Here is a 26,583-nt window from a genome sequence, read left to right as displayed (position 1 = left end):
TTACTTGGCCTTCACCGAAGCTGCCGCGAACGAGTTGTCGACGCCGCCCGCATAGGTAATCGCGCCGGGCTTGATGTTGCCGATGGATTCCTGCAACGCGAGCGCGTTCTTGAACGCCTGTTCCGATATTTCAGGCGTGGGTGCGTAGATGTTCTGATCGATCAGACGCTGCACCGCCGAATCCACGATCTTCGGGTCGAGCGACGGGAACTCCGTGCGCGCCACGGCCTTGGCCGTATCGTGCGATTGCTGAATCAGCGCTTCGGCTTCGCCTATCGACTTCACGAAGGCCTCCACCATCTTCGGCTTGTTCTTGATCGTGGACGTAAGCGTGTCGAGGGTCGAGAACGCATAGCCGCCCGGATAAGCCTTCGGAAACGCATACACGATGCGATAGCCTTGCGAGATGCCGGTTTCCGCTTGCGGCATGTACAGCGCTGCCGCTTCCGAACGTCCCGCCGTGACAGGCGCGAGTTCGGTGCCGATCTGCACGGTATTCATCTTCACGTCGGCAAGCTTTTCGTCGTTGATGAGCCGTTGCAGCAGGTATGTGCTCGTAGAAGGCGGCAAGGCCGTGGCGACGCTCTTGCCGTTCAAGTCCTTCAGATTCCTGACCGGCGAATCCTGCGGCGCGATCACCCACACCGGCACGCCGGCCACGACGTTGGCCACGTTGATGAGCGACGCGCCCTTTAGGTTTGCAAGCATCGCGGTCATCGGGTCTTGCAACGAGAAGTCCGCGTGACCGCCGATCACCGCCGCCACGCCCGCTGCGCCGCTACCCGCCGTGATTTTCTGCACGGTGAGGCCGTTCTTCGTGAAGATGCCCTTGTCGATGGCGACATAGAGCGGCAAGTATTGAATCGACTGGAACGCCTGATAGACGACGACCGGTTCGGACGATTGCGCCTGCGCGCCTTGCAATCCAAAGACGGCCATGCAGGCAGCCGCGACACCCGTGAGCAGAACGTTTTTCTTCATTTTCTCTTCCATGAAATGATCTTTGCTTCGGCAAATTGAACGATCCAGCTAAGAACCGATGCCATCAAGGTCAGCACGATGATGCCGAGCCAGACGGTGTTCAGATCGAAGAGCGAGCCCGCGACGAACACGGCGTGCCCGAGCCCCGCCTGCGACGCGATGTACTCGCCGACCACGGCGCCGATCAGCGCGAAGCCGATGTTCACGCGCAGTGTCGAGAAGATCCACGGCAACGCGCTCGGCACGATGAGCTTCATGAAGATCATCGTGCGCCGCGCCTTGAACGAGCGGAAGAGGTTGAGTAAATCGCGATCGACTTCGCGCGCGGCGGCGCATGAAGAGATCATCGCGACGGCGAAAGTGGAGATCGCCGCGAGCCAGATTTTCGACGACGCGTCCGAGCCGAACCAGATGACGATGAGCGGCCCGAGCGCGATCTTCGGAATGCTGTTGAGGATGACCGAGAGGCCTTCGGCGACGCCGGAGATCGCGGGCAGAAACCACAGCAGCAAACCGAGCCCGATGCCAAGCGCACTGCCTATGGCAAGACCCGCGAGCGTCTCGTAGAGCGTGACCCAGGTATCGGATGCAAGCGTGCCTTGCGACAGCCCGAACACGGCGGCGTCGTAGATGCCGGCGGGTGAGCCGAGCAGCTTGCCGTTGATCCAGCCCGAGGCGACGGCGAATTGCCACAACGCCACCAGTAACACGACGATGCCGATCACGGCGCCAGTCGTGCCGAGCTTGCGCGGCGCGCGGCGCGTGGTCTTTCCGGGCGTGACGGTGGTGGACAGCACGGCTTCACTCATGTGCGGCTCCTTGTGGTGTACGTGAGTCGGATTGCACGGTGGCGCCGCTGCGCAAGCCGTTCCAGACGCGCGCGTGATAGGCGCGGAACTCGGGCGCTTCGCGCGCGGAGACGGCGGTGCGCGGGCCGTGCGTGCTCAGCGTGATGTCGATTTCGTCCTGCACGCGTGCGGGGCGCCCGCCGAGCAGGATCACGCGGTCGCTCATGGCAATGGCTTCCTCGATGTCGTGCGTGACGAGAACCACGCTCGTGCCGGTCTGCTCGCGCAGCGCGATGATGTCGTCTTCGAGCGCGAGGCGCGTCTCGTAGTCGAGCGCGGAGAAGGGCTCGTCGAGCAATACGAGCGTCGGCTCGACGAGCAGCGTGCGAGTGAGCGCCACGCGTTGACGCATGCCGCCCGACAGCGAATGCGGATATGCGTCGGCGACGCTTGCAAGACCGTAGCGCGCGAGCATGTCGCGAGCGCGAGTCATGTCGTCGGGCCGCACCTTGCGATACAGTTCGACGCCGAGCAGCGCGTTTTGCAGCACGGTGCGCCACGGCATCATCAGGTCTTTTTGCAGCATATAAGCGATGCGTCCGGGCGAGCCGTCGGTGCGCGCGCCTATCGCTATGTGGCCGGATTGCGGCGTCAGCAGGCCCGAAACCAGGTTGAAGAGCGTGCTCTTGCCCGCGCCGCTGCGCCCGACGATAGACACGATCTCGCCTTCGCGCACGGCGAAGTCCAGGCGGTCGAAGATGGTGGTGCTCACGCCGTCGGCGGTCTGGAATGCGTGACTCAACTGGCGCACGTGCAGCCGGTTCGCGTCGGGCGACGCCGCACGCGCGGGTGCTTCGGTGGGGTTCATCTTCAATCCTCGCGAGTCGTCGGTTATTGCGATGCACAACACATAATGCACAATCAAAAATGACGGTAGGGGTTTGTCAAAATTGACGAGCGTGTGAAAAGCAGGCAGACGAACGCGCGGGAATCGGGTTGCTTCAGAAGTGCCGGGTTGGTGTCAGATGCTCGTGAAGCTCGCGCGTCAACGTTTCGATGCGCTCGGCCAACTGGCGCGTAAGCTCGGTGAGTTCGGTGTTGCGTCGAAGGAGTTCGGCCATCTGCGACGTCTCGCGCGCAAGCTCGGTTTCACGTTGCTGGCACGCGAGCGCGATATCTTCGCGATGATGCGCGTCGGCTTCAGCGAGCGCCTTGTCGCGATCGGCCTGACGCGTTTGTGCAAGCAAGATGAGCGGCGCGGCATAAGCGGCCTGCAAGCTGAACGCGAGGTTCAGGAGAATGAACGGATACGGATCGAAGCGCGATATGCCGAGCATGTTCGCCACGATCCAGCCGCCCACGATCAGCGTCTGCGCGATGAGAAACGTGGGCGTGCCGAAGAAGCGCGCGAAGGCTTCGGCCTTCAATGCGAACCAGTCGTTGCCGAACACGCTCGACAGATGCGCGTGGGGTGCGTGAAAGCGCAGAGGATGCCTTGCTTCCTCGGGCGCGGGTTCGGTTGCGTGAGCCATGTTTCCTTGCCGATGGGTTGGTGCAGGCGTTTGCCGTATCAACTGCCGTTATCCGACCAGCCGATGCTGACGATGGGGAAAATATCCGTCGGCGTACGGACGATCGCGACCGAGCCGAGAATGATAAGCAGCACGGCGAGCACGATGTAAGTGTGCGGTCTTTTCAAGGCGAGTCGGACGATCCGCATGACGGTTTCCAATGGTTTCGAGTGACGCACTGGCGCGCCGGCGTGCGGTTGGGTTGAACGAAGCTTAGGGCTTTTGAAGGCGGCAATTTCCGTAAGGCGCACGGTCGTTGCCGATTCGCACGGTGGGCGCGCGTTGGAGGTTCTTTATGAGCGGCGGTCGGCTGCTTTCTACGCGCTCGTGTTTAATCGGCCCCGATGCGCGGGCGGAAACCGTCGAGATTCGTCCAACTCAAAACATAGGCCCTTGCCGTCCTTCGAGTCTCCCTGTACCTCATGCCTGCGCGGCATACGTGCTACGCCGCCGCCCCCTCTGTTCATCCATGCCCGCCAACTCCATTCTCTTGCCTCGGCTTGTCGCGAAGCTAGCTTCGCGTCGAGCACCATCCACATCATTCGGAGAATCATCATGGGTAAGCTTCAAGGCAAGATTGCGGTCATCACGGGCGGAAGTAGCGGGATTGGACTCGCAACCGCAAAGCGGTTCGTCGCGGAAGGCGCGTATGTCTTCATTACGGGGCGTCGTCAAACTGAACTCGACAAGGCGAAGACTGTCATCGGCTCGAACGTAACGGCTGTTCAGGGCGACATCTCGAGTCTTGAAGATCTCGACCGCCTCTACGAGACGGTGCGACGCGCGAAAGGCGGCTTGGACATCGTCGTCGCGAGTGCGGGGTTTGTCGAGGTGTTGCCAACAGAGTCCGTGACACCCGAACACTTCGACAAGACCTTCGGCATCAACGCACGGGGCACGTTCTTCACGGTGCAAAAGGCGCTGCCGCTGCTGCGCGATAACAGCTCCATCGTCATCGTTTCTTCCGGGATGCACATCAAGGGATTCCCGGACTTCGGCGTATATGCCGCAACGAAGGCGGCGATCCGCTCGTTCACGCGGACTTGGGCATCGGAATTCAAAGGCCGCGGCATTCGCGTCAACACGCTGAGTCCGGGAATGATCGAAACGCCGATCGTAGACGGCCTGTTCAGTTCGAAGGAAGAGGCGGACGGCGCACGAGCAATGTTCAAGCAGATCACGCCACTGGGCCGAATCGGCCGCGCTGACGAGATCGCCGCGGCGGCGCTGTTCCTCGCCTCGGACGAAAGCAGCTACAGCACAGGCATCGATCTGATCGCGGACGGAGGAATCACCCAGCTATAAACTGCATGCCATAAGCCGTGCTGATGCCTTGCGTTTCTCGTTCGTCCCGCGGCGTTTATATCGTAGGAGGAAAGTTGCAGTGGATCGAATCGATGTCATGCGGCTCTTCATCCGTGTTGCCGACACTGGCAACTTCTCGAAGGCGGCGCGTGCGGCCGGGATCAGTCAGCCAACGGCAAGCAAGACGATTGCGGGTCTCGAAGCACGGCTCGGCGCGCAACTGTTGCGCCGAAGCTCGCGAGGCCTGGGCCTGACAGAGGCGGGCCAAAGCTTCTACGAAGGTGCGGTTGCGATCGTCGAGAGCGTGGACGATGTCGAGGCTCGCGTCGGCAGTGGCGAAGCGTCGCCGTCCGGCATGGTGCGGGTTGCCCTGTCTCCAGCCTTTGGGCGTATGTGCATTGTTCCGCACCTGCCGCGCTTTTGCGCTCAGTTCCCGGACGTCCGCGTCGAGTTCACGGTTGCGCAGCGCTACATCAATCTGATTGAAGAAGGCATCGACGTCGCCATACGAATTGGTCCGCTGAGCGACTCGACTCAAATTGTGCGTCGAATTGGCAGCACCGAGTACCTTACTGTCGCTTCGCCGGTTTATACCGATCGCATGGGCGTGCCAAAGACGGTAGATGATCTCGTCAATCACGAATGCATTGCTTTGATGTCTCGCGACTCTCCGCGAGTCTGGCCGTTTGCCGGCCCCGACGGCGCGATGGAACACGTGCCGCAAGGTCCAGTAAGAAGCAACGACGCCGAATATGTTCGAGCGGCGGTAATTGCGGGCTTGGGCATTGGGCATAACGCAGGCTGGCTTTATTCGCGGGACGTCGAGGAGGGCAGGCTCGTACCGCTTCTCAAGGCATTTCGGCCCGCGCCTTTTCCGATCAACGCAGTGTGGCCCGGAAGCAGGCAGTTGCCTGGCAGGACCCGCGTTTTCATCGAATTTTTAGCGGACCTGTTCGCCGCCGATCCCCGGTTGAAGGTTCGATAACTCTCGTGTGGATAGTGCAAGCGACGCTATTCGGAGACTGAATACGTCCTATGCCAACACGCCCTCTACCGAAAGCGTCCGCGCGAGACTATCTTTGATTTCAAGCCGCCGCGAAAGAATATACGGCGACAGGCAGATGTCGGAGTCGAGGCGTCATTCGCCGAACTCCTCCCCTTCAGGCACTTTCCGATGACTTGCTCCGGCAACGCATCACGTCTTAGTGACAAGTGCTCTTTCGAATAGCCTTCCCAGGAGTAGAAAATGGTCGATGAAAATGGTCCTCATTATTTCGTGGCGTTTCAAACGCCGGGTCCGAAGTGGATTCAAAGCGTGAAGTACAACGAGCAACCGGACTTCATGAAACACGTGGCTTATATGGCCGAGATGCAGGACAAAGGGCTGACCGTGATGAGCGGTCCGTTCATGGAGAAAGCCGGCGGTCTCTCCGGTGTTCTGGCGGACGGCGGCATGACGATTTTCAAGGCTGCTGATCTTGCGGATGCCCGAAAAATAGCAACCGATGATCCGACAGTACAGTCGGGCATGCTCAACGTCGATGTAAAAATGCTCTGGGTTCCGTTCCACGATTAGCCAACGCATTTAGCGATGCTGCCGGGCGAGCGTTGATTTGGCGTGCGCTTGGTGAGCAGTAACACGGTATGAGGCTGTGAATGACTTATTCGCAACCTTTGCGAGAAGCCGGCGTTTTCGTGCAGTGTTCAGCGAACGGCTGTCAAGCAACATGCAGCTAGCTTGCCGCCACCACTCGCGGCAAGCCGTTTAATGCTGGAGAATGCTTCTCCCCCGATCAAGCGACGAACGGATCAGGCAGGAACGCCATGCCGTGCCGTCAAACGATCGAGATACGCGGCTATCGTATCTGCTTCACTAGCCGAGCAGGCGAGATATCCATCGGGCCGCACGAGCGAGATCGTGTCGGCTTGCAATGGTGGTCGGACGTTGTCGTCGAGCAGGCCCGGATAGGCGTTGATCAACTGCTTCACTGCCGCAGTCGGCGCCGCGAACAGCGCGAATACCGGCCGCACGCCTGAACCTGCTGGTGCGTGGTCGGACGTCGGCGCAACGCGTTCGCCAGGCTTCATCCCATGCACGGATGGGCCGTTGAGCGGGCTATGCGGATAGTGGACCGTCACTTCCGACATGGTTTGAGCAACGCCACGGGTGAAATGCGAGAAGCCCAAGGCAAAGTGCCCGGCAAGGTTGCGCAAACGCTGTGCAATCGGGTTGCGAAGCGTGGCGACCGATGTCAGTCGTTCCGCGGCTTTCAGTACCTCGTCGCCAACCGCGCTGCGCTCCGGGCTGTAGGTGTCGAGGAGCGACTCGTCCGCTTCGTTGCGCAGCACGAGTGCAAGTTTCCAGGCAAGGTTGATCGCATCCTGCATGCCAGTGTTCATGCCTTGGCCGCCAGCGGGACTGTGAATATGCGCCGCGTCGCCCGCAAGGAACGTGTGGCCGTGTCGATAGCCCGTGACCTTGCGACCGTTGATGCGAAAGCCGGACAACCATACGGGATCGTGGAGTTTGGTACCGGCCGGGCCGCGCCGGTCTACGAGCTGCTGCACTTGTGCGAGCGTTGGCGTCGGTGGAACCTTATCCGCCGTCGCCGGCAAGTCGCCGATGACGCGGTAACGGCCAGCCTGGATGGGAAAAATCAGCAAGACGCCATCCTTATGCCAGTGGACAGAAGCGTCCGTGTCAGGGCGCGGATACCCCGTCATGTGAACGTCAGCAAGGAACCAATCGCTCAGCAGCGTTTCCCCCTCGAAAGGCACGTTCAAGGCGTGTCTTACGATGCTGTGCGCGCCATCGCAACCAAGCAGCCAGTCGGCACGCACGGCCTCTTCGCGGCCGTCCGGATGGCGCAACACCGCATCCGCGCCAGAGGCATCGGGCGTGATCATCGTTACTTCGACGCCGCGCTCGATAGATACGCCTTGGCTCGCCAGACGCTCCTCCAGCAAACGCTCGGTCTCGGATTGCGGCAGTGCCAGCGCATAGTTGTGCGTGCTGGGGATCATGTCCATTGCAACCCGACCGACCACCTCGTCCTGCGCCATGAAGACGACGCCGTCGATCTTGAATCCTGCGTTCACGAACGGCGCGGCGCCGCCTTCGCCCCGGTCGAGCAGTTCGAGCGTCCTGCTCCAAAGCACCATGGCTTTGGATTTATCGGTACGGTGCGGCGCCTTGTCTACGATGCGCGCGTGGACACCGTAGCGGGCGAGTTCGGAGGCGAGCGTCATGCCGACTGGACCGGCGCCAACGATCAGAACGGAAGCAGTCATATACGTCCTCTCAAAGCAAAGAATTGAGCGATTCAGTCGGAGTCTTCAGGATAGGCGCCGTGGCGCGAGTACGAGCATGACGTCCATGTCCGCGCCTTCTTGATCGTCCGCTATCGGTCGGGGAGCAACGGCAGGCTCCGCGCGCTTAGACCAAGAGTGCGATGACGAAAGAGCAGTCATTGCAACGCTTACGGCAGCCTCGAGAAAACCTGAAGATGAACGAAAGCTTGACGTATATGGAAAACGTTTTTTCCGGTTTTTGTCTGCGGTAAGGGTCACGGCATTGCGGAGCAATAGCGCCGCGTAGCAGTTCAACTCATGGCGCCAGATAAAAATCCAGGGGAATAAGCTCCACGGCCCATCCGCCTTCTTCGCCCAATGTCGCGGCCGGATGCATGGACGCGATGCGCACCGCCTCGTCAGGGCTATCTGCCTCGATGATGAACATGCCTCCCACCACTTCCTTCGCTTCGGTGTAAGGCCCGTCGGTAACGCGCGTCGTGCCACCAAGTGGGCGAAGCGTCTTCCAGTTTTCCAGATCGCCGAGCGAGGCGGAAACCACGACCTTGCCGGTGGCACGCATCTTCTCGTCCAATGCCGGGCATTGACTCACTAGCGCCTTGATTTCGTCCGGTGTCATCGCGGCGAACTTTTCGGGGGTGAAGTAGGCGAGGCCGAGGTATTTCATGGCAAATCCTTTTGATGAGGTTTACTGACGACGAATTTGTTGAGCGGAAATCGACAACGGCGGTGTACCAATTGCGCTCAATCAAACCGCTTCACCGATGAGCAAGTCCAGATGCGGTCAACAAAGCCAAGGTTCGCATCGAACGAATGACGGGGCAACCGGCCCTGGCCAGCGGGCCGATACGAATTCGGGACCCAAATTCCAAGCCGCTCTAAATCATTTGGCCGGAAGATGTGCCGCTACGGTAAGCTCAAACGACTATCACGCCCCGCGCAAATACTCCCCCAAAAATTCCACGAACGTCCTGAGCTTGACCGAAAGCTGATTGCGTTCGAGGTAAATGGCGTGAATGTTCGCGTCCGGCAAAGCCCATTCATCGAGCAAGGAAACGAGCTCACCGCGCGCGAGATGTTCGTCTATCTCCCATTGCGAGCGCGTCGCGATGCCGCGACCGTCCAGCGCCCACTGCAACACCGCGCTGCCGTCGTTGCTCGATAACGAGCCATCGACCTTGACCGTCTCCGTGCGCTTGCCGCGCGAGAAATGCCACGTGCCGTAAGCCGACTCGTTTTCGCGCAACACGATGCACGCGTGACGCGCGAGATCATGCGGCGCCGATGGTCGGCCATGCCGCGCGACGTAAGCCGGCGATGCACACAAGATGCGCCGATTCGCCAGCAGCAGACGCGCGTTGATGCGCGCGTCCGGCACTTCGCCGAAGCGGATGCCGACATCGAAACCTTCTTCCTGAAGACTCACCGGACGGTCCGTCAGATGCAGGACGATCTTCATCGCCGGATAGCGCGCAATGAACTCCGACACCGCAGGCGCTATACGCGCCCGCCCGAATCCAAACGACGCGTTCACACGCAGAAGACCAGTCGGTTCGCCGCGACTTTGCGTGACGAGCTGTTCGAGTTCCGAGAGCTCATCGAGAATGCGCGAGCCGTTCGACAGGTACAACTCGCCCTCGGGCGTGAGGCTCAGACGCCGCGTCGTGCGATTCATCAGGCGCACGCCCAGACGCCGCTCCAGTTGCGCGAGCCGCTTGCTCACGGCTGGCGGCGTCACACCCAACTCGCGCGCCGCCGCAGCCAGATTGCGATGCCGCGCCACAAGCGCAAACAGGTTGAGGTCAGAAAAGCCATCCATCTCGCGTCGCTCCAAATCTGCCTGATTCGTTCCTGCCGGTTACGACCGAAATGCTTTCGCGGAAACCCAATCTCTTAAGGCATCAATTAGACTCGAATCAACGTTGGGAGACAACCATGTTCGAAGGCTTCGATGAGCTATCGATTTCCGTCGATGGCATCAGGATTCACGCGATCAAGGGCGGCCAAGGCCCCGCGTTGCTGCTACTGCACGGGCATCCGCAGACGCACGCGATTTGGCACGAAGTGGCGCCGGCACTCGCCGAGCATTTCACGGTGATCGCCGCCGACTTGCGCGGCTATGGCGACAGCGACAAACCCGCAGGCGCGCCCGATCACTCGAATTATTCGAAGCGCCGCATGGCGCTCGATCAGGTCGGGCTGATGCGCGCATTGGGCCATGCGTCGTTCGCGGTCATCGGACATGACCGTGGCGGGCGTGTCGCGGCTCGCATGGCGCTGGATCATCCGGCTGTCGTGACGCGTCTGGTCACGCTCGACGTGGCGCCGACGCTCGCCATGTACGAGCAGACCTCGTTCGATTTCGCGCGTGCCTACTGGCACTGGTTCATGCTCGTGCGGCCCGCGCCATTTCCGGAAACGCTCATTCGCGCGGACCCGGACCTGTATCTCAGGCAGACCATCGGCGCGCGCAGCGCGGGTCTCGCGCCGTTCACGGCAGAGGCTTACGCCGAGTATCTGCGCTGCTTGTCCGATCCCGCCACGGCGCATGGCATTTGCGAGGACTATCGCGCGAGCGTGAGCATCGACCTCGAACATGACCGCGCGACGCTGGCTTCGAACGAGCGAATTGAATGCCCATTCATGGCGCTATGGGGTGAGGAGGGCGTCATCGAACAATGCTTCGATCCGCTGCGCGAATGGCGTGCTTATGCGCCGCAAGTCGAGGGCGAGGCGCTGCCTTGCGGCCACTACATTCCCGAGGAAGCGCCGGCGATCTTGCTCGAGCACGTCCTGCCCTTTCTGACCAACTAACGCCATGTCGAACCGAACCCTGTACCAGAAGCTCGTCGATTCTCACCTCGTCTCGCGTATCGACGAACAGAATGTGCTGCTCTATGTCGATCTGCATCTGATGAACGAGTACACCAGTCCGCAAGCGTTCAGCGCGCTCGATGCGCGTGGCCGCGCGGTGCGACGCCCGCATCAGCAGCTTGCGGTCGTGAGCCACATCATTCCGACGCACGCCGAGTCGCCGCGCGTGATTCGCGATGAAGCGTCGTATTTGCAGGCGCAAAATCTCGCGCGCAATTGCGAGCGCGCGGGCATCCGGCTTCTCGCGGCCAATGATCCCTTGCAGGGTATCGAACACATCGTGGCGCCGGAACTCGGGCTCATTCGTCCGGGCATGGTCGTGTTGTGCGGTGACAGTCACACCACGACATACGGCGCGCTTGGCGCGTTGGGCTTTGGAATTGGCACATCGGAAGTGGAGCATGTGCTCGCCACGCAGACGCTCGTCTATCGGCTGGCGAAAACCATGCGCATCGATATCGATGGCGCGCTGCCTTACGGCACGTCGTCCAAGGACGTGGTGATCTGGATCATCAGCCAGATCGGCGCACAAGGCGCGCGTGGCTATGCTGTCGAGTTCGGTGGTTCGACCATTGCGTCGCTGTCGGCCGAGGCGCGCATGACCTTGTGCAACATGACCGTCGAGGCGGGCGCGCGCGCCGCGCTCATCCCGCCGGATCGGACCACGTTCGACTATGTGCGCACCCATGCAAAATCACTCGATGAGGCCGCCTGGCAAGCCGCACTCGCGGACTGGCGCGAACTCTACTCCGACGCAGATGCGACCTTCGATGCCGAATATCGCTTCGACGCGCATGCCATCGCACCTTTTGTCACATGGGGCACGAGTCCGGATCAGGCCGTCGCGATAGACGAGCCCATTCCCGACGAAGCCGCGCAGGCCACTCCCGAAGCGGCGGCATCGTTGCGACGTGCGCTCGATTACATGGGGCTCACGGCGAACCGTGCGTTGGCGGGAACGCCGATCGACCGTGTGTTTATCGGCTCGTGCACGAATGGGCGTATCGAAGACCTGCGCGTGGTGGCGGACATCGTGCGCGGCAAGCGCGTGGCGCCCGGCGTGCGCGCGATGATCGTGCCGGGTTCGGGCAGCGTGCGACGCGCGGCGGAGCGTGAAGGTCTGGCGAAGACGCTGATCGATGCGGGTTTCGAATGGCGCGAGCCTGGCTGCTCGATGTGCCTTGCCATGAACGACGATGTGCTGGACGCGGGCGAGCGTTGCGCATCGACCACCAACCGCAACTTCGAAGGTCGACAGGGACGTGGCGGCCGCACGCATCTGATGAGCCCGGCAATGGCGGCCGCGGCCGCGATGACCGGCTGTATCACCGACGTTCGAACGCTCATGGGAGAGGCATCATGACGCGACTGACGAAGATTGCAGGCAGCGCGGCGCCGTTGTCCATCGACAACCTGGATACCGACCAGATCATGCCGAAGCAGTTTCTGCGCATTATCGACAAGGCGGGTCTAGCGGATGGTTTGCTGTACGACTTGCGTTTCGATGAAAACGGCGCGCCGCGTGGGGATTGCGTGCTCAATCGGGCGGAGTTTGCAAAGGCGCGCATTCTGATTGGCGGCGCGAATTTCGGATGTGGTTCCAGCCGGGAGCATGCGGTGTGGGGTTTGCAGCAATATGGTTTTGCTGCGGTGATTGCGCCGAGTTTCGCGGAGATTTTCTATTCGAACGCGATGAATAACCGCTTGCTGCTCGTGCAACTGGAACGCGATGTCGTCGATATGCTTGCGCGTGAAGTGACCGAGACGCCGGGTGCTGTTATTTCCATCGATCTGGAAGGGCAGACGGTGGTGTCGGCATCGGGTAAGCGATATGCGTATTCCATCGGCGCGCGTCAGAAACGCATGGTGATGGAAGGAATGGATACGGTCGATTTGACGCTTCAGTCGCTGGCGCAGATCGACGCGTTCGAGACGGCGCATTTTGGACGACGGGGATGGGCGCGGGTGATGTGAATTCATGAAGCGCGCTTTAGCAACCTCTTTCCTGAACTTTCCCCCAACTACGTATAGCATCCCCATTGCAGTGCCGAACAGCATGCACGCGGCTCGCCCAACGCCGCGAAGTTCCTCCCACACCAAGGAGCAAACGATGCCAACGATGCACGCAGTGCAAGTAGCGAAAGCCGGCGGTCCGCTCGAACTCGTGGAACGCGACATACCCGATCCGCCCGAAGGACACGTGCTCATCAAAGTGCAAGCCTGTGGCATCTGCCACAGCGATTCCCTCACGAAAGAAGGCCAATGGCCGGGTCTCGAGTTTCCGCGCGTACCCGGTCACGAAATTGCAGGCGTCATCGAGAAACTCGGTGCGAACGTCGAGGGATGGCAGGCCGGGCAGCGGGTCGGCGTCGGTTGGCATGGCGGGCATTGCGGGCATTGCGAAAATTGCCGTCACGGCGACTTCGTGCTTTGCAAGAACGCGCTCGTTCCCGGTATCAGCTACGACGGCGGTTACGCGGAATACATGGTGGCGCCGCAGGAAGCACTCGCGCGCATGCCCGACGATCTCTCCGATATCGACGCCGCGCCGCTTCTCTGCGCCGGCATCACGACGTTCAACGCGCTGCGCAATAGCGGCACCCGCGCGGGCGATGTCGCGGCGATCCTCGGCATCGGCGGACTCGGGCATCTCGGCGTGCAGTTCGCGCGCAAGATGGGCTTCGTCACGGTCGCCATCGCGCGCGGCAAGGACAAGGAACCGCTCGCGAAGCAACTCGGCGCGCATCACTATATCGACAGCGAATCGCAAAACGTCGGCGAAACGCTGCAAGCACTCGGCGGCGCACGCGTAATTCTCGCCACCGCCACGAGCGGCAAGGCGATGAGCGCGGCTATCGGCGGGCTCGGCATCAACGGCAAGCTGATCATGGTCGGCATCTCGCAAGAGCCCCTGGAAGTGCCCGTCGCGCAGTTCATCATGGGTCGCAACTCGGTGCAAGGCTGGCCGTCCGGCACGGCGGCGGACTCGCAGGAAACGCTCGCGTTCAGCGCTTTGTCGGGCGTGAAGCCGATGACCGAAGAGTACCCGCTCTCGCGCGCGGCCGAAGCCTACGACCGCATGATGAGCGGCAAGGCGCGTTTCAGAGTAGTGCTCATTCCTGGCAAGTGACCTCCGCCGAAGCATCGTTTCATTGACCAACGAACATAGAGTCAATGTCGCCCGAACCATTGGGCGACATGTAGCACGTCGCTATCGTAGTGTTCATGCGGTCGAATCCATCCCGGCCGCTTCAACACGATCCAGTTCCTTGGAGACACGAAAATGGCGACCCCCACCGTCGCGCCGCTGACGTTTCGGCGCGCGCCCAATCTTCCACGCAATTGCACTTTCGATCCGCACGACTGGCAAATCCTCAGCCAATACTGGCATCCGGTCGCGTTTGCTTCGCAGGTTGCGGACAAACCGTTGAGCGTCACGCTGCTCGATGAGCCGCTCGTCGTGTTTCGTGCGAACGATGCACTCGTCGCCGCGCGCGATGTGTGTCCGCATCGCGGAGCGCCGCTGAGTCAAGGCTGGGTCGAGAACGGCCATCTCGTGTGTCCTTATCACGGCCTCGAATACGGTGCGGACGGCAAGTGCAAGCATATTCCGTCGCAGGAAGGCGGCACGATTCCCGACCGTCTGCGCCTGACCACTTACGCGGTGCAGGAAGCCTATGGCCTGATCTGGGTGTCGCTCGGCGGTGGAGAGCAAGCGCTGCCCGATTTCCCCGCATGGAACAGCGAAGGGTTCCAGCAGATCTTGCCACCCTCGATCGACATCAAGGCATCCGCGGGACGTCAGACGGAAGGCTTCATCGATGTCGCGCATTTCGCGTGGATTCATCATCGCAGCTTCGCGGACCGGCGCAATCCCGTGGTGCCGAGCTACACGGTCGAGCGGCGCGGCAACGGCATGCGCGCGGAGTATGTCAGCACCGTCAGCAACTTTCCGAAGTCGATGCAGCATCGTGCGCCCGAAGGCTTCTTGTGGCGCCGTATCTTCGAAGTGGATGTGCCGTTCTTTGCACGTCTCACTGTGCTCTTTCCCGAAGGCGGCCGGCTCTCGATTCTCAACGCCGCGAGCCCGGTATCCGCGCGTCTGACGCGTCTGTTCGTGCCGATTGCGCGCAACTTCGACAAGGATCTGCCGCTCGATGATGTCTACGAGTTCAATCGCCAGGTGTTCGAGGAAGATCGCGCGATCGTCGAATTGCAATGTCCCGAAGATCTGCCGATAGACCGCGCCGCCGAAGCACCGATTCTCGCGGATCGTTCCTCGGGCGCCTATCGCCGCGCGCTAGCCGAGATCGGTCTCGGTCAGGCGTACGTCCGCTGATCGCCATGGCGGATACGGAGAGCATCATGAAAATCTGGGAATGCGTGATCTGCGGCTTTCGCTATGACGAAACGCTGGGCTTGCCGGAAGCGGGTCTTGCCGCCGGCACGCGCTGGGAAGACGTGCCGGACGACTGGCTCTGTCCCGATTGCGGCACGGGCAAGCAGGACTTCGAGATGCAGGAGGTGTCGGCATGAGTCACGATATGGATCTACCGGTCATTATCGTGGGAACGGGGCTCGCCGGTTATACGGTGGCGCGGGAGTTGCGCAAGCTCGACGCGCAAGTGCCCATCACGCTCATCAGCGAGGACGACGGCAGCTTCTATTCGAAGCCGACGCTTTCCAACGCGCTTGCCATGAACAAGGCGCCGCACGCGCTCGTCACCTTCGATGCGCGCGCCATGGGCACGCAGCTGAACGCGAGCATTTTGTCGCACAGCAAGGTGGAGCGCATTCTCGCGGATACGCACGAACTCATCGTCGATGGACAATCTTTTCGTTACGGCAAGCTCGTGCTCGCATTGGGCGCGGATGCGCGGCGCATTCCGCTCGCGGGCGATAGCGCAGGCGACGTGCTGTCGGTGAATTCGCTCGACGACTACGTGCGCTTCAGAAAGCGGCTCGAAGGCGCGCAGTCGGTCGCGCTGCTCGGCGCGGGCCTGATCGGCTGCGAGTTCGCCAACGATCTCGCGCTCGCGAATTACAAGGTCACGCTGATCGATCCCGCGGCCACGCCGCTGTCACGGCTACTGCCCGAACGCGCGGGTCATGCGGTTGCACAAGCGCTCGAACGACATGGCGTGCGGCTGCGTCTCGGGCGTTCGGTGGCAACGGTGAATCGCGCGGAACGCGGCTACGCGCTCACGCTTTCCGATGGCGAGGCAATCGATGCCGACGTCGTGTTATCGGCGATAGGTCTCGCGCCGCGCACGCAGCTCGCGGAACAAGCGGGCATCGCGATAGAAGGCGGCATACGTACGGACGCCTATTGCCGCACGAGTGCGGCCGATATTTACGCACTCGGCGATTGCGCGGCTATCGAAGGAAAAGTGCAGCCGTATGTGTTGCCGATCATGCACGCAGCACGCGCGCTTGCCCGCACGCTCGCGGGCGAGGCAACGCGCGTCGCGTTTCCGATCATGCCGGTGACGGTTAAAGCGCCCGCATCTCCAACGGTAGTCGTGCTGCCCGACGAAACCGGGACATGGCGCTATGCAAGCAACGTATCCGACGAATCGCTCGACGGTCTGCACGCGCTTTGCGAACATGCCGCCGATGGCCGGCCACTCGGATTCGCCTTGCTGGGTTCGGCCACGCAAGCCAAGGCCGCGCTTCTCAAGGCGATGACATCGGGAAGTTTCGAGTCCGCTCTACAACGATAACGACGCAGCTTGCCTCTGACCGACCAGCGTCGCGCTTGCCGGTGGCTTGAAGAACCTGTCACTTCGATGCCGCACGGTAGACGTTTCGACGCCGCAGCCAAAAGCTTGCGGCGTCGTTTTTCATGGTGCTTATGCGCCGGGTGTGGCCGCGAGCTTGCGCGCAACGTTCGTGACGAGGCGGCGAAGCCATCGCGTGGCCGCGCTGCGATGCGTTCTCTCATGCCATAACTGGTAATACGTGAGTGCGGGCGTTGCGCCGGGAATCGGCTCCATCTTCAAAGGCAAGAGGCGCGCGTAGTGGGAAGCGAGCGCGCGCGTCGTCGTGAAGATAAGGTCCGAGCGCACGAGCACATAGGGCGCCATGCCGAAGTAAGGCAGCGTGGTCGTGACCGTGCGCGTAAGACCGTTGCGCGCGAGTTCCGTATCGATGGTGCCCCACGCGGTCGTGTTGTAGGTCGTGACAGCGAGATGCTCGGCTTTCTCGAAGGCGTCCTTCGTGAGTTCGCCCGGCTTGACCGGATGATTCGCGCGCATCAGGCAAACCAGTTCGTCCTGACACAGCGGTTGCAGATGCAGATGCGCGGGCGGCGTGCGCCAGTTGCCGATCACGAGATCGAGCAAGCCTGTTTCGAGGCCGTTTTCGTAGCCGCCATCGACCATCATGAGGTGCTTGAATTCGAGCTTCGCGGATGGCGCGGCTTGATGGAACGCGTCGATCACGGCGGGCACGAAGAACACATCGAGATAATCCGGCGAGCCGATTCGAAACGTGCAGTTGCTCGACGCCGGATCGAATTCGGTGTTGGGATGAAGGATCGCGTCGATATGACTGAGCGCCTGCGCGGCAGGCTCGATCAGCGTGAGCGCATGACTCGTCGGCACCATGCGGCTGCCGCTGCGCACTAGAAGCGGATCACCCGTCATTTCACGCAGCCTGCGCAGCGCAATGCTCACAGTCGGCTGCGATTGCCCGAGCAGCTTGGCGGCGCCCGAGACGCTCGACTCCGTGAGGAGCGTATGCAGAACGCGGATCATATGGGAGTCGATGCTTTCCCTGGACATCATGCGGCGTCACCTTTGACATGGGGGATGCGCGGGCGATCTTGTGATTCGTTATGGCGCCCGGCTGCGCAAAATATACGGACGGATATAGCGCAGGTCAACGCTGGGGCAAACGCGTATGTCGCCGCGAAAGCCTTGTGCCGTCTGACTCATGGCACCGCGTTTATGGTGAGAATGGTCGCAGGGTTATGCAAGGCGCGCCGCTGTGTGCACAACGCGCCATCGCCATGACGTAAAGGATCAGAACGGCTTGTACGGCAGGAACTTGCCGTCGAGCGTGATCACGGCGCGTGATCCGCCTTCGGGATCTTCCACCTTCTTGATGTCGATACGAAAGTTGATCGCACTGATAATGCCGTCGCCGAATTGCTCGTGGACGAGCGCCTTCAACGTCGTGCCATACACCTGCACCATTTCATAAAAGCGGTAGATGGTCGGGTCCGTCGGCACGTTGCCCGGAATGCTGCCGCGCAGGGGAATGGTCTGGAGCAGCGCGGCGGCGGCGTCGCCGAGTTCGAGTTTGTCCGCCACGCTCTTTGCGGCTTGCTCCGGCAACGGGTGCTGGCCGAGAAGCGCGGCTGTCACGTAGGGCACGCTGAGACTCGTTCCTTCCGCGAGTTCGGCGTAGGTGAGTCCCTTGCGCGCCTTGGCATCGACGATATGTTCGGTCAGCGTGGAACGCGACAACTGCGAAATCTGCGATTGCATGACGACTCCTTTGCCCGGATGGCCGGTCGGTTGAACAAGCCGACAGTTGACCACGGCAAAAAAGCTCAATCCAGCGGCGGCACGACGCCTTCGTTCAAGGTTTTGAGCAGACGTGCGCGGCGCCGTTCCAGATCGGCGATCTGACGCTCTATCGACACCAGGCGTTCGCGTTGCAATGCGGTGGTCTCCGGACACGTCACCGCGCCTTCGATTAGGCGCATGCAGTCGGGAAACGCGAGGATATCGGCGAGGCTGAAGCCGGTCGCGATCATGCGCTGTATCTGCCTCACCTGAGAGATGGCCGCGTGCGGGAACACGCGATAGCCGTTGCTCGCGCGAACCGAAGTAAGCAAGCCATGCTCGTCGTAGTGGCGAATCGAACGAACGCTCGCGCCGGTTTCGCGAGATAGCTCGCCTATAGTCAGTAGCGTGTGTTCAGCGGATCGTGTCATGCAAAAAGACTAGCACTTTTTCGCTTGACCCTGACACTAGTGTGAGGCGCGAGACTCAGGACTTTCGAATGAATGAGGAGTGTCATCGTGTCTTTTCGCATGGTTCGTTACCTTATTTCCACGTTGATCGCGACGGGCGCGTTGAGCGCCGTATCGCCCGCTGCGTTCGCGGAAGAAAAAAGTTATACCGTCAATGCACCGGATGGCGTCGCGCTCGCCGTGCAGGAATCCGGCAACCCGGACGGCCCCGCCGTCGTGCTCATTCATGGACTGCTGGGCAGCCGCCTGAACTGGGATGCGCAGGTGAAAAGCGCGCGACTGAAGGGCTACCGTCTCATCACTTACGACATGCGCGGCCACGGTCGCTCAGGCAAGCCCACGAATGCCGATGCCTATACCGACGGCCGCCGCTGGGCCGACGATCTTGCAACAGTCATCGAAACGTCGCATGCAAGGAAGCCGGTGCTCGTTGGCTGGTCGCTCGGCGGCGCGGTCATCTCGAACTATCTGGCGGCCTATGGTGACGGCAAGATCGCGGGCGCCGTGTATGTGGATGGTGTGATCGAGCTTACGCCCGAGCAGATCGTGGCGCATCCCGATGTCTATCGCGACATGACATCGGCCGATCTCAAGACGCATCTCGACGGCGAGCGCACCTTCCTGAGCCTTTGCTTCGACACGCAGCCGGACAAGGTCACGTTCGAGCGCCTGCTCGCCAATGCCGCGATGGCTTCGTGGGACATGCAGGCTGCCGTTCAGTCGATGAGCGTAGCCGCCGCCGATGGTCTCGGTCAGGCGCATGTTCCGGTGCTGCTGATCTACGGCGCGCGCGATGCGCTCGTCAAGGCGCAATCGGCTATCGCGCGGGCGCGTCAGATCAACCCGAACCTGCGGAGCGTGCTGTATGCGAAGTCGGGCCATGCGCCGTTCATCGAGGAGCCGAAGCGATTCGATAACGATCTTGGTGCGTTCGTCGATTCCGTATCGGGTAAATAAAAAGTTCCCACTCGTGAATAAAAATCTGCACTTTACCGTGCGGATTCTTGACACGAAGCACGGCGCAGTTAAACTGTTCCTCTATATGAACGAGGAGCAGCGCATGCGTCGTGAGGAAATCGAAGCCAGCAGCACGGTCAAGTCGGCGGACCGCACACTCGATCTCTTCGAGTTGCTCGCGCGCTGGGGCCGCGAGATGTCGCATGCGGAGATTGCCGAGGCGCTCGACATTCCCAAGAGCAGTCTCACCAAGCTCATCCGCAATCTGACGGATCGCGGCTATCTGCGTTTCGTGCCTGAAACGAAGGGGTATCGGCTGGGCGATGCCATTCTGAAACTCGCGCAGCAGTCGAATCAGTTGCGCAGTTTGATTGCATGCGCCGAGCCGGTCCTCGGCGATATTACGCAGCAAACGGCGGAATCGTGCGCGCTCAATCAACTCAAGGGCGAGCAGGTCGAAGTCGTTGCAACGGTCGTGAGTCAGCAGCGCCTGCAATCGCATATGCGGCTCGGCGATCTCGCGCCCTTGTATGCGGTATCGGGCGGCAAGGCAATACTCGCCTTCCTGCCCGATGTCATGCGCGCCGAATACATGCGCTCGGTGTCGTTCGAGCGCTTCACGAAGAACACCATCGGCACCAAGAAAGCCTTGCTGAACGAGCTGGAATCCGTGCGTGCAAACGGCTTCGCTCATTCGCTCGAAGAATTCACGCCGGGCATCGTGGGTCTTGGCGTGCCCATTTTGTCGTCCACCGGGTTCCCGCTCGGTTCGCTCAATCTCGCGATACCAGCCGTGCGTTACTCGCCGGAAATCGGGGAGCGGTCGATAGCGATACTCAAGGCATCCGCGGTGCGCATCCAGCGTCAATATCTCGCGGAATAGAGTTACTGCGCTTTTGCAAGGAAGCGCTTCATGCTCGACATGATCGTGCGTGCTTGCTCATCGAATGGTTGTCCGCGCAATGCGAGCGTGGGCGCTTCGACGGCGAGCGTCAGGTCGGCGGGCAGCTTGACCAGCAAATCGTGCAACGGAAGTTCGCCATCGCCGGGAAGCAAACGCGCGGTGCGTGCTTCGGTTCGCCGGTCGGCCACTGCAACCGGCGAGGCACGCGGTCCATCGCAAATCTGCATGTATTCGATAAGCGCGGGGTCGATACAATCGATGTCCTCAACCTTCGCGCCCGAGCGGAAGTACTGCAAGGCATCAATCAAAAGCCGCGCGTTCGGCTGACCGCTTGCCTGGATGGTGGCGAGCGCATCGTCCAGCGTGCCGATGGCGCAATACGTGATCAACTCCAGGCCAACCGTCATTTCGAAGCGTGCTGCCACTTCGCACAGCGCCCGAAAGTTACGCATGAGACGCTCGCGGTCCTGATCGAAGCCAACGGTAAGCACATGCTTCGCGCCAAGCCGATGCCCCGCTTCGAGCGCGGGCAAGAGAAGGTTTATGTTCGTGCTCTCTTGCAGCCAGATGGCTTCGATATCGAGCAGGCGAACGCCCGTCGCTTCCATGCGCGCGGCGAGTTCGCGGATGAGCGCCGGATTGCCCGCGACATCGACGATGCTATCCGCCGCCGTGGGCGCCACGACGCGCAAGCCGTAATAGTCGAAGCCACCGGCGTGCGCGGCATCGACGAGTTGCAGCGGATGCGCATCCAGCATGGTGAGGTGATGCAAGGACAGTTTATGCATTGTCGTATTCGTGAGTCTTTAGCGCTTTGCGGGCAGAACAAAGGGATAAGCAAGGAGGGCCGTGCCAGGCGTGACTTCATGTCCGGCCGGGCTCATGCTGCCTTCTATCGTTTCGAGTCGCGCGATCAGGCCATCCTTCACGCCGAACACGACATCCGAATCCAGATAGCGGTCGCCTTCGATAAATACGTGCGTGACGATCGTTTCGAAGCCCGGCGCGCTGACCTTGAAATGCACATGTGCCGGCCGGTAAGGATGCCGTCCTTGCGCATCGAGCATCTTGCCTACAGGGCCATCGTTCGGAATCGGATAGAAGGCGGGCACGATCGAACGGAACCAGAAACGTCCATTTTCATCGGCGTGAAAACGGGCGCGCATGTCGAGCGCGGTCAGGCCCGCCTCGCGTTGTACGTCGTAGAAGCCGTGATCGTCCGCGTGCCATGTCTCGATCAGCGCGCCCGCAATCGGCTCGCCATGTTGATCCGACACACTGCCTTCCACGATCATTGCCGGCCCGTCCGATGCATGCGAAATGCTCGCGCCCAACGGAAGATCGCGCGCCTCTTCGACATAGAACGGCCCGAGCACGGTGGTCTCGGTGGCGTTGCCCGTGAAGCGATGATTGAGCGCATCGACGAGCATGGACACGCCAAGCGTATCGGAGAGGAGGATGAATTCCTGGCGCGTCTCCGAACACATTTGGCCCGTGCGCGTGAGAAAGTCGATAGCGCCGGCCCATTCCGCTTCGGTCGGTTCGATCTCTTTCAAGAACGCATGCAGATGCCGGACGAGTGCCTCGCTGATTTGCCGCGTCCGTTCGTTCTCGCAACCGCTCAAGCGTTCGAGCACGGCTTGCGTGATGTTGTCTTCGTTGAAATTTCGCATCGAGTGTCCTTATTCGACCAGCGCGGGCGGCAGGCCTTTCCATGCGCGTTCGAGCATGGCGCGAAGCGGTCGGCTTTCGGGCGCGCGCGGATTTGCATAGGCGTTGCGCGTGACGAGGTCGATTGCGTGATCGATGCCCGCTTCAGGCATGCCGATCGCTTCGAGCGAACGCGGCACGCCAAGCGATGCCGCGAGATCGTGGAGACCGGTCCACGCATGCTCCGCGTTCAATGCGCGGGCAATGCGCTTCATTGCGGGCGCGGCGGCATCGGCGTTGAAAGCGGCGACATGCGCGATCATGATGGCATGGGTCTGCGCGTGCGGCAGATCGAATGCGCCGCCAAGCACATGGCAGATCTTGTGATGCAGACCCATGCCGACCGAAGCCAGACACGTGCCGCACAACCACGCGCCATATTGCGCGGCGCGTCTTGCGTCGATCGATTCGGGCGCGCGCGCCACGTCGGGTAACGCCGCCGCCAGCGACGCGATACCTTCCTCCGCCATCAGCGATGTGATCGGATTGCCGTCCATGGCATAGAGCGCCTCGACCGCATGCGCGACGGCATTGAGCCCGCTTGCCGCGCTCATAGCAACGGGAAGACTCAAGGTCAGCTCGACATCGTAGATGACGATTTCGGGCAGCACCTTGAGCGTGCGCTGTGTGCGTTTCTCGCCGTCACGCGTCTCGCCGATGATCGGCGTGACTTCGGAGCCCGCATACGTGGTAGGCAGCACGATCTGCGGCAGGTCCGTCTGCAATGCAATGGCCTTGGACAGACCGACCGCCGAGCCGCCGCCAATTGCGATCACACAGTCGGCGTGCGCGCGGTCTACGGCTTGCAAGGCGCGCGCCGTGACGTCCCAGGGCGTGTGCATGGTGGCATCGGCGAAACGGTGTGTCGATTCCGGATCGAACTGCTGCGCGATGGCATCGCCCAATGCGGCCTGTTCGCGCGTCGTCACGATGAGTGGACGCGTACAGTCGAGCCGTGCGGCTTCGGCGGCCGTCTCCGAGCGCCGGCCCGCACCGAAGATCACGCGGGCGGGCAACGCGTTATAAACGAACTCTGTTGCCACGGCGTTCATCACAGCGTGCCTGTATCGAGCCACGCACGGCCACGCGCATAAAGCGCTTCGACCACGGGACCGGTTAGTCCCGGCATGTCGCGCTTGACCTTGTAGCCGATCTTCGTCTGAATGTACGCGAGATGCCGGTAACCCTCGGGAAAGAGCCCGAGTATCTCGGGATCGAGTTCGAGCCGCACACCCGTTTCGACGGGGTCCAGACGGTCTTTCTCGTAGATAGGCTGACGCAGGCGCAAGAGCCACTTGCCGTCCACTTTCTCGTAGAAGTCATAGAAGCGCCCGGTGCAGACGACATCGCAACGATGACCTTCGACCTCGCCGCGCTGCGAGATGGTCATCTTCGTCTGCGCAATGGCACGTGTGCCCTCGAGATCGATAGCCGTGCCGCCGAGGAAGTGAAGAATACTGACGCCGCGCGCCCAGCCTTCTTGTGTCACGCGGATGAATTCCGGCCCCGTGCCTTGAAACCACGTGGCCATCATCACGCCCTCGGGATGCCAGAGCGTGGCGAAGCGTTCCCAGTCGCCCGCGTCGCGCCACACGGCCCAATTCTCGATTGCCTCGCGTATTGCCAGCCGTTCCAGCAGTGTCTCGTTCATTGTGTGACCTCGTGTTCTCATATGGAAAGTGGTTTCCATGGTGAGTGAGCGCAGGCCGTGCCGTCAAGCGTTATCTGAGCTTTGTAGGGACTATCCCTAGTTTGTTCTCATACGGGAATTGTGCGTGAAAACGCGTTGACAGTTTTCGATGCAAGTTTCTAAGATGGAACGAAAATACGGATGAGAACACACTAACATCACAAATGGAGACATCGATGTCCAACGCAGCAGACCATGAGCCGCACGGACGGCATCAGTCGAAACTGGCGGCCGCGAGCGGCTGGATCGGTTCGGCGCTCGAGTACTACGACTTCTTCATTTACGCGCAGGCCGCGGCGCTGATCTTTCCGCAGATCTTCTTTCCGAAGGGCGATCCCAAGGTGGCGATTGCCGCGTCGCTCGCGACTTACGGCATCGGCTACGTTGCGCGTCCTATCGGCGCGGTCGTGCTCGGGCATTGGGGCGATACGCACGGTCGTAAGTCGGTCCTGCTCGTCTGCATGTTCCTGATGGGCTTCTCGACGATGGCCGTCGCGTTCCTGCCCACTTACGATCAGGTCGGCTTGTGGGCGCCCGCGTTGCTCGTCGTGCTGCGGCTCGTTCAAGGCTTTGCGGTGGCGGGAGAAATCTCAGGCGCGAGTTCCATGATTCTCGAACACGCACCGTTCGGGCGGCGCGGTTATTACGGCAGCTTCGGCATGCAAGGCGTCACCGCCGGGCAATTGCTCGCGGCCGCAGTGTTCCTGCCGCTGAGTCACTTCATGCGCGAGGACGCCTTCAATTCATGGGGCTGGCGCGTGCCGTTCTTAATGAGCGCGCTCGTGTTGGTCGCCGGTTACTTCATTCGACGCAAGGTGCGCGAGACGCCCGCGTTCGCGCAGGAAGGCGAGCGTGGCGCGGTGCCGCATGCGCCCGTCAAGCTCGCGTTCAGGCATTGCTGGGACGACATGCTGCGCGTGATGTGCATGTCGATCATGAACGTCATTCCCGTGGTCACGACCATCTTCGGCGGCGCGTATGCGGTGCAGCAGGCCTATGGCATCGGCTTCAGCAAGAGCCTTTATCTGTGGATTCCGGTGCTCGGCAATGTCGCTGCCATGATCGTCATTCCTTACTGGGGACGTCTGTCGGACAGAGTGGGCAGAAGGCTGCCGATCATCGTCGGGTCGGTCGGTTCCGGGCTGCTTTCGTTTGCGTATCTCTATGCCATCAGCATTCATAGCGTGACGCTCGCCATCGTTCTGTCGATACTGATGTGGGGCCTCGTGTATCAGGGGCAAAACGCGGTGTATCCGAGCTTCTATCCCGAGCTCTTTCCAACGCGCATGCGCGTGACGTCGATGGCCATTTCGCAGAACGTGGGCGTCGCCATTTCGGCGCTGCTGCCGGCGCTGTTCACGACGGTCGCGCCGCCCGGCTCGCAAAACATCTGGCTGATCGTTGGCGGTATCACGTTCGGCATCACGGTGTTGTCCGCGTTGGCGACATACTCGGCGCGCGAGACGTATCGCATCCATATGAACGATCTTGGCCGGCGCGATGCGGTGCCGGTCCCCAAACACGAATACGAACGCCTGCGCGAAGAAGCGACGCAAGAGCGCGCCAATACGGCGAAGCCGCTAAGCGGACAGGAGCGCGGCGCATGACGGCGTTCGACACACAAGAGAAGGCAATGACGACGACATCATCCGGTTTGACCGAGGAAAGACTGAGGCTCGATGCACCCGCCGACGCGCTCACGCGCCTCTTCCATATCTTCGGCTCGCCGATTGCGCATGTGCGCGCCCCTGTCGTGTGGAGCACGTTGATGAAGCGCTACGGCATCAACGCGCTGATGCTGCCCGCCGATGTCGATAGCGCGCACTTCGATGCCGCGCTCGCCGGCACCAAGGCCATTGCGAACGTGGACGGCGTCATTTTCACCATGCCGCATAAAGTGGCCGCCATGCGTCATGCCGATACGCTCACGGAGCGCGCCGAGCGCATCGGCTCGATCAATCTGCTGCGGCGCTGCGCGGATGGCGGATGGGAAGGCGACAACGTGGATGGCGCGGGCTTCGTCGCGGGCCTGCAGGCGGATGGCGTGCGTCTGGAAGGCGCGCACGTCTATATGCATGGCTGCGGTGGAGTGGGGCGCAGTATCGGCTGGTCGGTCGGGCTGGAGAAAATCGCGAGCCTGACTATCTTCGACATCGACACCGAGCGTGCGCGCGAATTGGCCGATGCCATCGCCTCGGTCAGCGATGCGCGCATCGAAGCCGGCACGCCGGATATGCGCGGTATCGATCTCGCCATTAATGCAACGCCCGTTGGCTTGCATGCGCATGACCCATTGCCCTTCGCGCTGGATGAACTTGCACCGCACGCAGTCGTCGCCGATGTAATCATGGAACCGCGCATGACGGCTCTGTTAAAGGCGGCTCAGGCGCGCGGGCTGAAGGTTCATCACGGACGCAACATGATGAACTACGCTATGCCCATTTCCGCGTCCTTCTTTGGCTTGCCTGCATCGTTCGACTGGAACGGCAAGTCACTGCAAGGATGAG

29 protein-coding genes are annotated in these 26,583 nt (G+C 61.2%); 14 read left to right on the top strand and 15 right to left on the bottom strand.

Annotated elements, in window-relative coordinates:
• The 5 genes from NCT03_RS29030 to NCT03_RS29010 form a co-directional block, all read right to left on the bottom strand.
• On the bottom strand, nt 1–981 hold the full coding sequence (locus tag NCT03_RS29030; RefSeq protein ID WP_250494863.1) for an ABC transporter substrate-binding protein: 981 nt from the start codon (nt 979–981) through the stop codon (nt 1–3).
• On the bottom strand, nt 978–1,790 hold the full coding sequence (locus NCT03_RS29025) for an ABC transporter permease (protein WP_250494862.1): 813 nt from the start codon (nt 1,788–1,790) through the stop codon (nt 978–980). Before NCT03_RS29025 ends, NCT03_RS29030 begins: the two co-directional genes overlap by 4 nt.
• Nucleotides 1,783–2,637, bottom strand: a complete 855-nt coding sequence (locus tag NCT03_RS29020; protein ID WP_250494861.1) for an ABC transporter ATP-binding protein — start codon at nt 2,635–2,637, stop codon at nt 1,783–1,785. The genes NCT03_RS29025 and NCT03_RS29020 overlap by 8 nt, the downstream gene beginning before the upstream one ends.
• 133 nt (nt 2,638–2,770) lie before the next feature.
• Nucleotides 2,771–3,301, bottom strand: a complete 531-nt coding sequence (locus tag NCT03_RS29015; protein ID WP_244831662.1) for a DUF1003 domain-containing protein — start codon at nt 3,299–3,301, stop codon at nt 2,771–2,773.
• A gap of 38 nt (nt 3,302–3,339) precedes the next feature.
• Nucleotides 3,340–3,489, bottom strand: coding sequence for an efflux RND transporter permease subunit (locus NCT03_RS29010; RefSeq protein WP_250494860.1), 150 nt, complete (start codon nt 3,487–3,489; stop codon nt 3,340–3,342).
• Between the two features lie 406 nt (nt 3,490–3,895).
• Here NCT03_RS29010 and NCT03_RS29005 point away from each other — a divergent pair, with 406 nt between their 5' ends.
• The 3 genes from NCT03_RS29005 to NCT03_RS28995 all read left to right on the top strand — a co-directional run bounded on the left by NCT03_RS29005 (nt 3,896) and on the right by NCT03_RS28995 (nt 6,221).
• On the top strand, nt 3,896–4,645 hold the full coding sequence (locus tag NCT03_RS29005) for an SDR family NAD(P)-dependent oxidoreductase (protein ID WP_250469618.1): 750 nt from the start codon (nt 3,896–3,898) through the stop codon (nt 4,643–4,645).
• A gap of 79 nt (nt 4,646–4,724) precedes the next feature.
• Entirely contained in the window at nt 4,725–5,630 is a 906-nt protein-coding gene (locus NCT03_RS29000) for a LysR family transcriptional regulator (RefSeq protein WP_250494859.1), read from the top strand.
• Between the two features lie 261 nt (nt 5,631–5,891).
• Nucleotides 5,892–6,221 (top strand): YciI family protein, encoded by a 330-nt coding sequence (locus NCT03_RS28995; protein ID WP_244831655.1) that lies wholly within the window; start codon nt 5,892–5,894, stop codon nt 6,219–6,221.
• A 233-nt stretch (nt 6,222–6,454) separates the two neighbouring features.
• On the opposite strand, the gene NCT03_RS28990 is transcribed toward NCT03_RS28995, so the two are convergent.
• The 3 genes from NCT03_RS28990 to NCT03_RS28980 all read right to left on the bottom strand — a co-directional run bounded on the left by NCT03_RS28990 (nt 6,455) and on the right by NCT03_RS28980 (nt 9,776).
• Nucleotides 6,455–7,936 carry an FAD-dependent monooxygenase gene (locus NCT03_RS28990; protein ID WP_250494858.1) on the bottom strand — a complete coding sequence of 494 codons (1,482 nt, stop codon included), beginning with the start codon at nt 7,934–7,936 and terminating at the stop codon, nt 6,455–6,457.
• A 316-nt stretch (nt 7,937–8,252) separates the two neighbouring features.
• Nucleotides 8,253–8,624, bottom strand: coding sequence for a YciI family protein (locus NCT03_RS28985; protein WP_244831651.1), 372 nt, complete (start codon nt 8,622–8,624; stop codon nt 8,253–8,255).
• Nucleotides 8,625–8,885: 261 nt separating this feature from the next.
• Nucleotides 8,886–9,776, bottom strand: a complete 891-nt coding sequence (locus NCT03_RS28980) for a LysR family transcriptional regulator (RefSeq protein ID WP_244831649.1) — start codon at nt 9,774–9,776, stop codon at nt 8,886–8,888.
• Nucleotides 9,777–9,892: 116 nt separating this feature from the next.
• Between NCT03_RS28980 and NCT03_RS28975 the strand changes: the two genes are divergently transcribed.
• From NCT03_RS28975 to NCT03_RS28945, 7 genes are all read left to right on the top strand, one after another.
• Nucleotides 9,893–10,771: an alpha/beta fold hydrolase gene (locus NCT03_RS28975; protein WP_250494857.1), complete on the top strand. Its 879-nt coding sequence runs from the start codon at nt 9,893–9,895 to the stop codon at nt 10,769–10,771.
• A 4-nt stretch (nt 10,772–10,775) separates the two neighbouring features.
• On the top strand, nt 10,776–12,194 hold the full coding sequence (gene leuC, locus NCT03_RS28970) for a 3-isopropylmalate dehydratase large subunit (protein ID WP_250494856.1): 1,419 nt from the start codon (nt 10,776–10,778) through the stop codon (nt 12,192–12,194).
• Nucleotides 12,191–12,805 carry a 3-isopropylmalate dehydratase small subunit gene (leuD, locus tag NCT03_RS28965; protein ID WP_250494855.1) on the top strand — a complete coding sequence of 205 codons (615 nt, stop codon included), beginning with the start codon at nt 12,191–12,193 and terminating at the stop codon, nt 12,803–12,805. Before leuC ends, leuD begins: the two co-directional genes overlap by 4 nt.
• A 136-nt stretch (nt 12,806–12,941) precedes the next feature.
• The gene (locus tag NCT03_RS28960) at nt 12,942–13,961 is read left to right on the top strand and encodes an alcohol dehydrogenase (protein ID WP_250494854.1); all 1,020 of its coding nucleotides are present in this window, start codon (nt 12,942–12,944) and stop codon (nt 13,959–13,961) included.
• Between the two features lie 153 nt (nt 13,962–14,114).
• The gene (locus tag NCT03_RS28955) at nt 14,115–15,170 is read left to right on the top strand and encodes a Rieske 2Fe-2S domain-containing protein (protein WP_250494853.1); all 1,056 of its coding nucleotides are present in this window, start codon (nt 14,115–14,117) and stop codon (nt 15,168–15,170) included.
• Nucleotides 15,171–15,196: 26 nt separating this feature from the next.
• Nucleotides 15,197–15,367 carry a rubredoxin gene (locus NCT03_RS28950; RefSeq protein ID WP_250494852.1) on the top strand — a complete coding sequence of 57 codons (171 nt, stop codon included), beginning with the start codon at nt 15,197–15,199 and terminating at the stop codon, nt 15,365–15,367.
• Nucleotides 15,364–16,554 (top strand): NAD(P)/FAD-dependent oxidoreductase, encoded by a 1,191-nt coding sequence (locus NCT03_RS28945; RefSeq protein ID WP_250494851.1) that lies wholly within the window; start codon nt 15,364–15,366, stop codon nt 16,552–16,554. The genes NCT03_RS28950 and NCT03_RS28945 overlap by 4 nt, the downstream gene beginning before the upstream one ends.
• Before the next feature lie 129 nt (nt 16,555–16,683).
• On the opposite strand, the gene NCT03_RS28940 is transcribed toward NCT03_RS28945, so the two are convergent.
• From NCT03_RS28940 to NCT03_RS28930, 3 genes are all read right to left on the bottom strand, one after another.
• Entirely contained in the window at nt 16,684–17,619 is a 936-nt protein-coding gene (locus NCT03_RS28940) for a LysR family transcriptional regulator (RefSeq protein WP_250494850.1), read from the bottom strand.
• Nucleotides 17,620–17,856: 237 nt separating this feature from the next.
• Nucleotides 17,857–18,324 (bottom strand): cyanase, encoded by a 468-nt coding sequence (cynS, locus tag NCT03_RS28935; protein WP_250494849.1) that lies wholly within the window; start codon nt 18,322–18,324, stop codon nt 17,857–17,859.
• A 65-nt stretch (nt 18,325–18,389) separates the two neighbouring features.
• Nucleotides 18,390–18,776, bottom strand: a complete 387-nt coding sequence (locus NCT03_RS28930; RefSeq protein WP_250494848.1) for a MerR family transcriptional regulator — start codon at nt 18,774–18,776, stop codon at nt 18,390–18,392.
• Between the two features lie 87 nt (nt 18,777–18,863).
• On the opposite strand from NCT03_RS28930, the gene NCT03_RS28925 reads away from it, so the two are divergent.
• On the top strand, nt 18,864–19,772 hold the full coding sequence (locus tag NCT03_RS28925; protein ID WP_502800437.1) for an alpha/beta fold hydrolase: 909 nt from the start codon (nt 18,864–18,866) through the stop codon (nt 19,770–19,772).
• Nucleotides 19,773–19,785: 13 nt separating this feature from the next.
• Nucleotides 19,786–20,655, top strand: a complete 870-nt coding sequence (locus NCT03_RS28920; RefSeq protein ID WP_250494847.1) for an IclR family transcriptional regulator — start codon at nt 19,786–19,788, stop codon at nt 20,653–20,655.
• Nucleotides 20,656–20,657: 2 nt separating this feature from the next.
• On the opposite strand, the gene NCT03_RS28915 is transcribed toward NCT03_RS28920, so the two are convergent.
• The 4 genes from NCT03_RS28915 to NCT03_RS28900 are packed head-to-tail and all read right to left on the bottom strand — an operon-like array spanning nt 20,658 to nt 24,037.
• A complete protein-coding gene (locus tag NCT03_RS28915) occupies nt 20,658–21,464 on the bottom strand; it encodes a sugar phosphate isomerase/epimerase family protein (protein WP_250494846.1) in 807 nt (268 codons plus the stop codon).
• An 18-nt stretch (nt 21,465–21,482) separates the two neighbouring features.
• The gene (locus tag NCT03_RS28910) at nt 21,483–22,349 is read right to left on the bottom strand and encodes an intradiol ring-cleavage dioxygenase (protein WP_250494845.1); all 867 of its coding nucleotides are present in this window, start codon (nt 22,347–22,349) and stop codon (nt 21,483–21,485) included.
• Nucleotides 22,350–22,358: 9 nt separating this feature from the next.
• Nucleotides 22,359–23,438, bottom strand: a complete 1,080-nt coding sequence (locus NCT03_RS28905; RefSeq protein ID WP_250494844.1) for a maleylacetate reductase — start codon at nt 23,436–23,438, stop codon at nt 22,359–22,361.
• The gene (locus NCT03_RS28900; protein WP_250494843.1) at nt 23,438–24,037 is read right to left on the bottom strand and encodes a nuclear transport factor 2 family protein; all 600 of its coding nucleotides are present in this window, start codon (nt 24,035–24,037) and stop codon (nt 23,438–23,440) included. The genes NCT03_RS28905 and NCT03_RS28900 overlap by 1 nt, the downstream gene beginning before the upstream one ends.
• 215 nt (nt 24,038–24,252) lie before the next feature.
• Here NCT03_RS28900 and NCT03_RS28895 point away from each other — a divergent pair, with 215 nt between their 5' ends.
• Nucleotides 24,253–25,683, top strand: coding sequence for an MFS transporter (locus tag NCT03_RS28895; RefSeq protein ID WP_244831618.1), 1,431 nt, complete (start codon nt 24,253–24,255; stop codon nt 25,681–25,683).
• Nucleotides 25,680–26,582: a shikimate dehydrogenase family protein gene (locus NCT03_RS28890; protein WP_250494842.1), complete on the top strand. Its 903-nt coding sequence runs from the start codon at nt 25,680–25,682 to the stop codon at nt 26,580–26,582. Before NCT03_RS28895 ends, NCT03_RS28890 begins: the two co-directional genes overlap by 4 nt.
• Nucleotide 26,583: the final 1 nt, after the last annotated feature.

Source organism: Caballeronia sp. GAWG1-1 (assembly GCF_023631465.1).
Taxonomy (GTDB): Bacteria; Pseudomonadota; Gammaproteobacteria; order Burkholderiales; family Burkholderiaceae; genus Caballeronia.
Note: the sequence above shows the minus strand (reverse complement) of the source record. Positions and strands in the feature narration are given on the sequence as shown.

Coding starts and splice junctions, on each gene's coding strand:
- NCT03_RS29030 (WP_250494863.1), bottom strand. CDS start 981: ATGAAGAAAAACGTTCTGCTCACGGGTGTCGCGGCTGCCTGCATGGCC.
- NCT03_RS29025 (WP_250494862.1), bottom strand. CDS start 1,790: ATGAGTGAAGCCGTGCTGTCCACCACCGTCACGCCCGGAAAGACCACG.
- NCT03_RS29020 (WP_250494861.1), bottom strand. CDS start 2,637: ATGAACCCCACCGAAGCACCCGCGCGTGCGGCGTCGCCCGACGCGAAC.
- NCT03_RS29015 (WP_244831662.1), bottom strand. CDS start 3,301: ATGGCTCACGCAACCGAACCCGCGCCCGAGGAAGCAAGGCATCCTCTG.
- NCT03_RS29010 (WP_250494860.1), bottom strand. CDS start 3,489: ATGCGGATCGTCCGACTCGCCTTGAAAAGACCGCACACTTACATCGTG.
- NCT03_RS29005 (WP_250469618.1), top strand. CDS start 3,896: ATGGGTAAGCTTCAAGGCAAGATTGCGGTCATCACGGGCGGAAGTAGC.
- NCT03_RS28995 (WP_244831655.1), top strand. CDS start 5,892: ATGGTCGATGAAAATGGTCCTCATTATTTCGTGGCGTTTCAAACGCCG.
- NCT03_RS28990 (WP_250494858.1), bottom strand. CDS start 7,936: ATGACTGCTTCCGTTCTGATCGTTGGCGCCGGTCCAGTCGGCATGACG.
- NCT03_RS28985 (WP_244831651.1), bottom strand. CDS start 8,624: ATGAAATACCTCGGCCTCGCCTACTTCACCCCCGAAAAGTTCGCCGCG.
- NCT03_RS28980 (WP_244831649.1), bottom strand. CDS start 9,776: ATGGATGGCTTTTCTGACCTCAACCTGTTTGCGCTTGTGGCGCGGCAT.
- NCT03_RS28975 (WP_250494857.1), top strand. CDS start 9,893: ATGTTCGAAGGCTTCGATGAGCTATCGATTTCCGTCGATGGCATCAGG.
- leuC (WP_250494856.1), top strand. CDS start 10,776: ATGTCGAACCGAACCCTGTACCAGAAGCTCGTCGATTCTCACCTCGTC.
- leuD (WP_250494855.1), top strand. CDS start 12,191: ATGACGCGACTGACGAAGATTGCAGGCAGCGCGGCGCCGTTGTCCATC.
- NCT03_RS28960 (WP_250494854.1), top strand. CDS start 12,942: ATGCCAACGATGCACGCAGTGCAAGTAGCGAAAGCCGGCGGTCCGCTC.
- NCT03_RS28955 (WP_250494853.1), top strand. CDS start 14,115: ATGGCGACCCCCACCGTCGCGCCGCTGACGTTTCGGCGCGCGCCCAAT.
- NCT03_RS28950 (WP_250494852.1), top strand. CDS start 15,197: ATGAAAATCTGGGAATGCGTGATCTGCGGCTTTCGCTATGACGAAACG.
- NCT03_RS28945 (WP_250494851.1), top strand. CDS start 15,364: ATGAGTCACGATATGGATCTACCGGTCATTATCGTGGGAACGGGGCTC.
- NCT03_RS28940 (WP_250494850.1), bottom strand. CDS start 17,619: ATGATGTCCAGGGAAAGCATCGACTCCCATATGATCCGCGTTCTGCAT.
- cynS (WP_250494849.1), bottom strand. CDS start 18,324: ATGCAATCGCAGATTTCGCAGTTGTCGCGTTCCACGCTGACCGAACAT.
- NCT03_RS28930 (WP_250494848.1), bottom strand. CDS start 18,776: ATGACACGATCCGCTGAACACACGCTACTGACTATAGGCGAGCTATCT.
- NCT03_RS28915 (WP_250494846.1), bottom strand. CDS start 21,464: ATGCATAAACTGTCCTTGCATCACCTCACCATGCTGGATGCGCATCCG.
- NCT03_RS28910 (WP_250494845.1), bottom strand. CDS start 22,349: ATGCGAAATTTCAACGAAGACAACATCACGCAAGCCGTGCTCGAACGC.
- NCT03_RS28905 (WP_250494844.1), bottom strand. CDS start 23,438: ATGAACGCCGTGGCAACAGAGTTCGTTTATAACGCGTTGCCCGCCCGC.
- NCT03_RS28900 (WP_250494843.1), bottom strand. CDS start 24,037: ATGAACGAGACACTGCTGGAACGGCTGGCAATACGCGAGGCAATCGAG.
- NCT03_RS28895 (WP_244831618.1), top strand. CDS start 24,253: ATGTCCAACGCAGCAGACCATGAGCCGCACGGACGGCATCAGTCGAAA.
- NCT03_RS28890 (WP_250494842.1), top strand. CDS start 25,680: ATGACGGCGTTCGACACACAAGAGAAGGCAATGACGACGACATCATCC.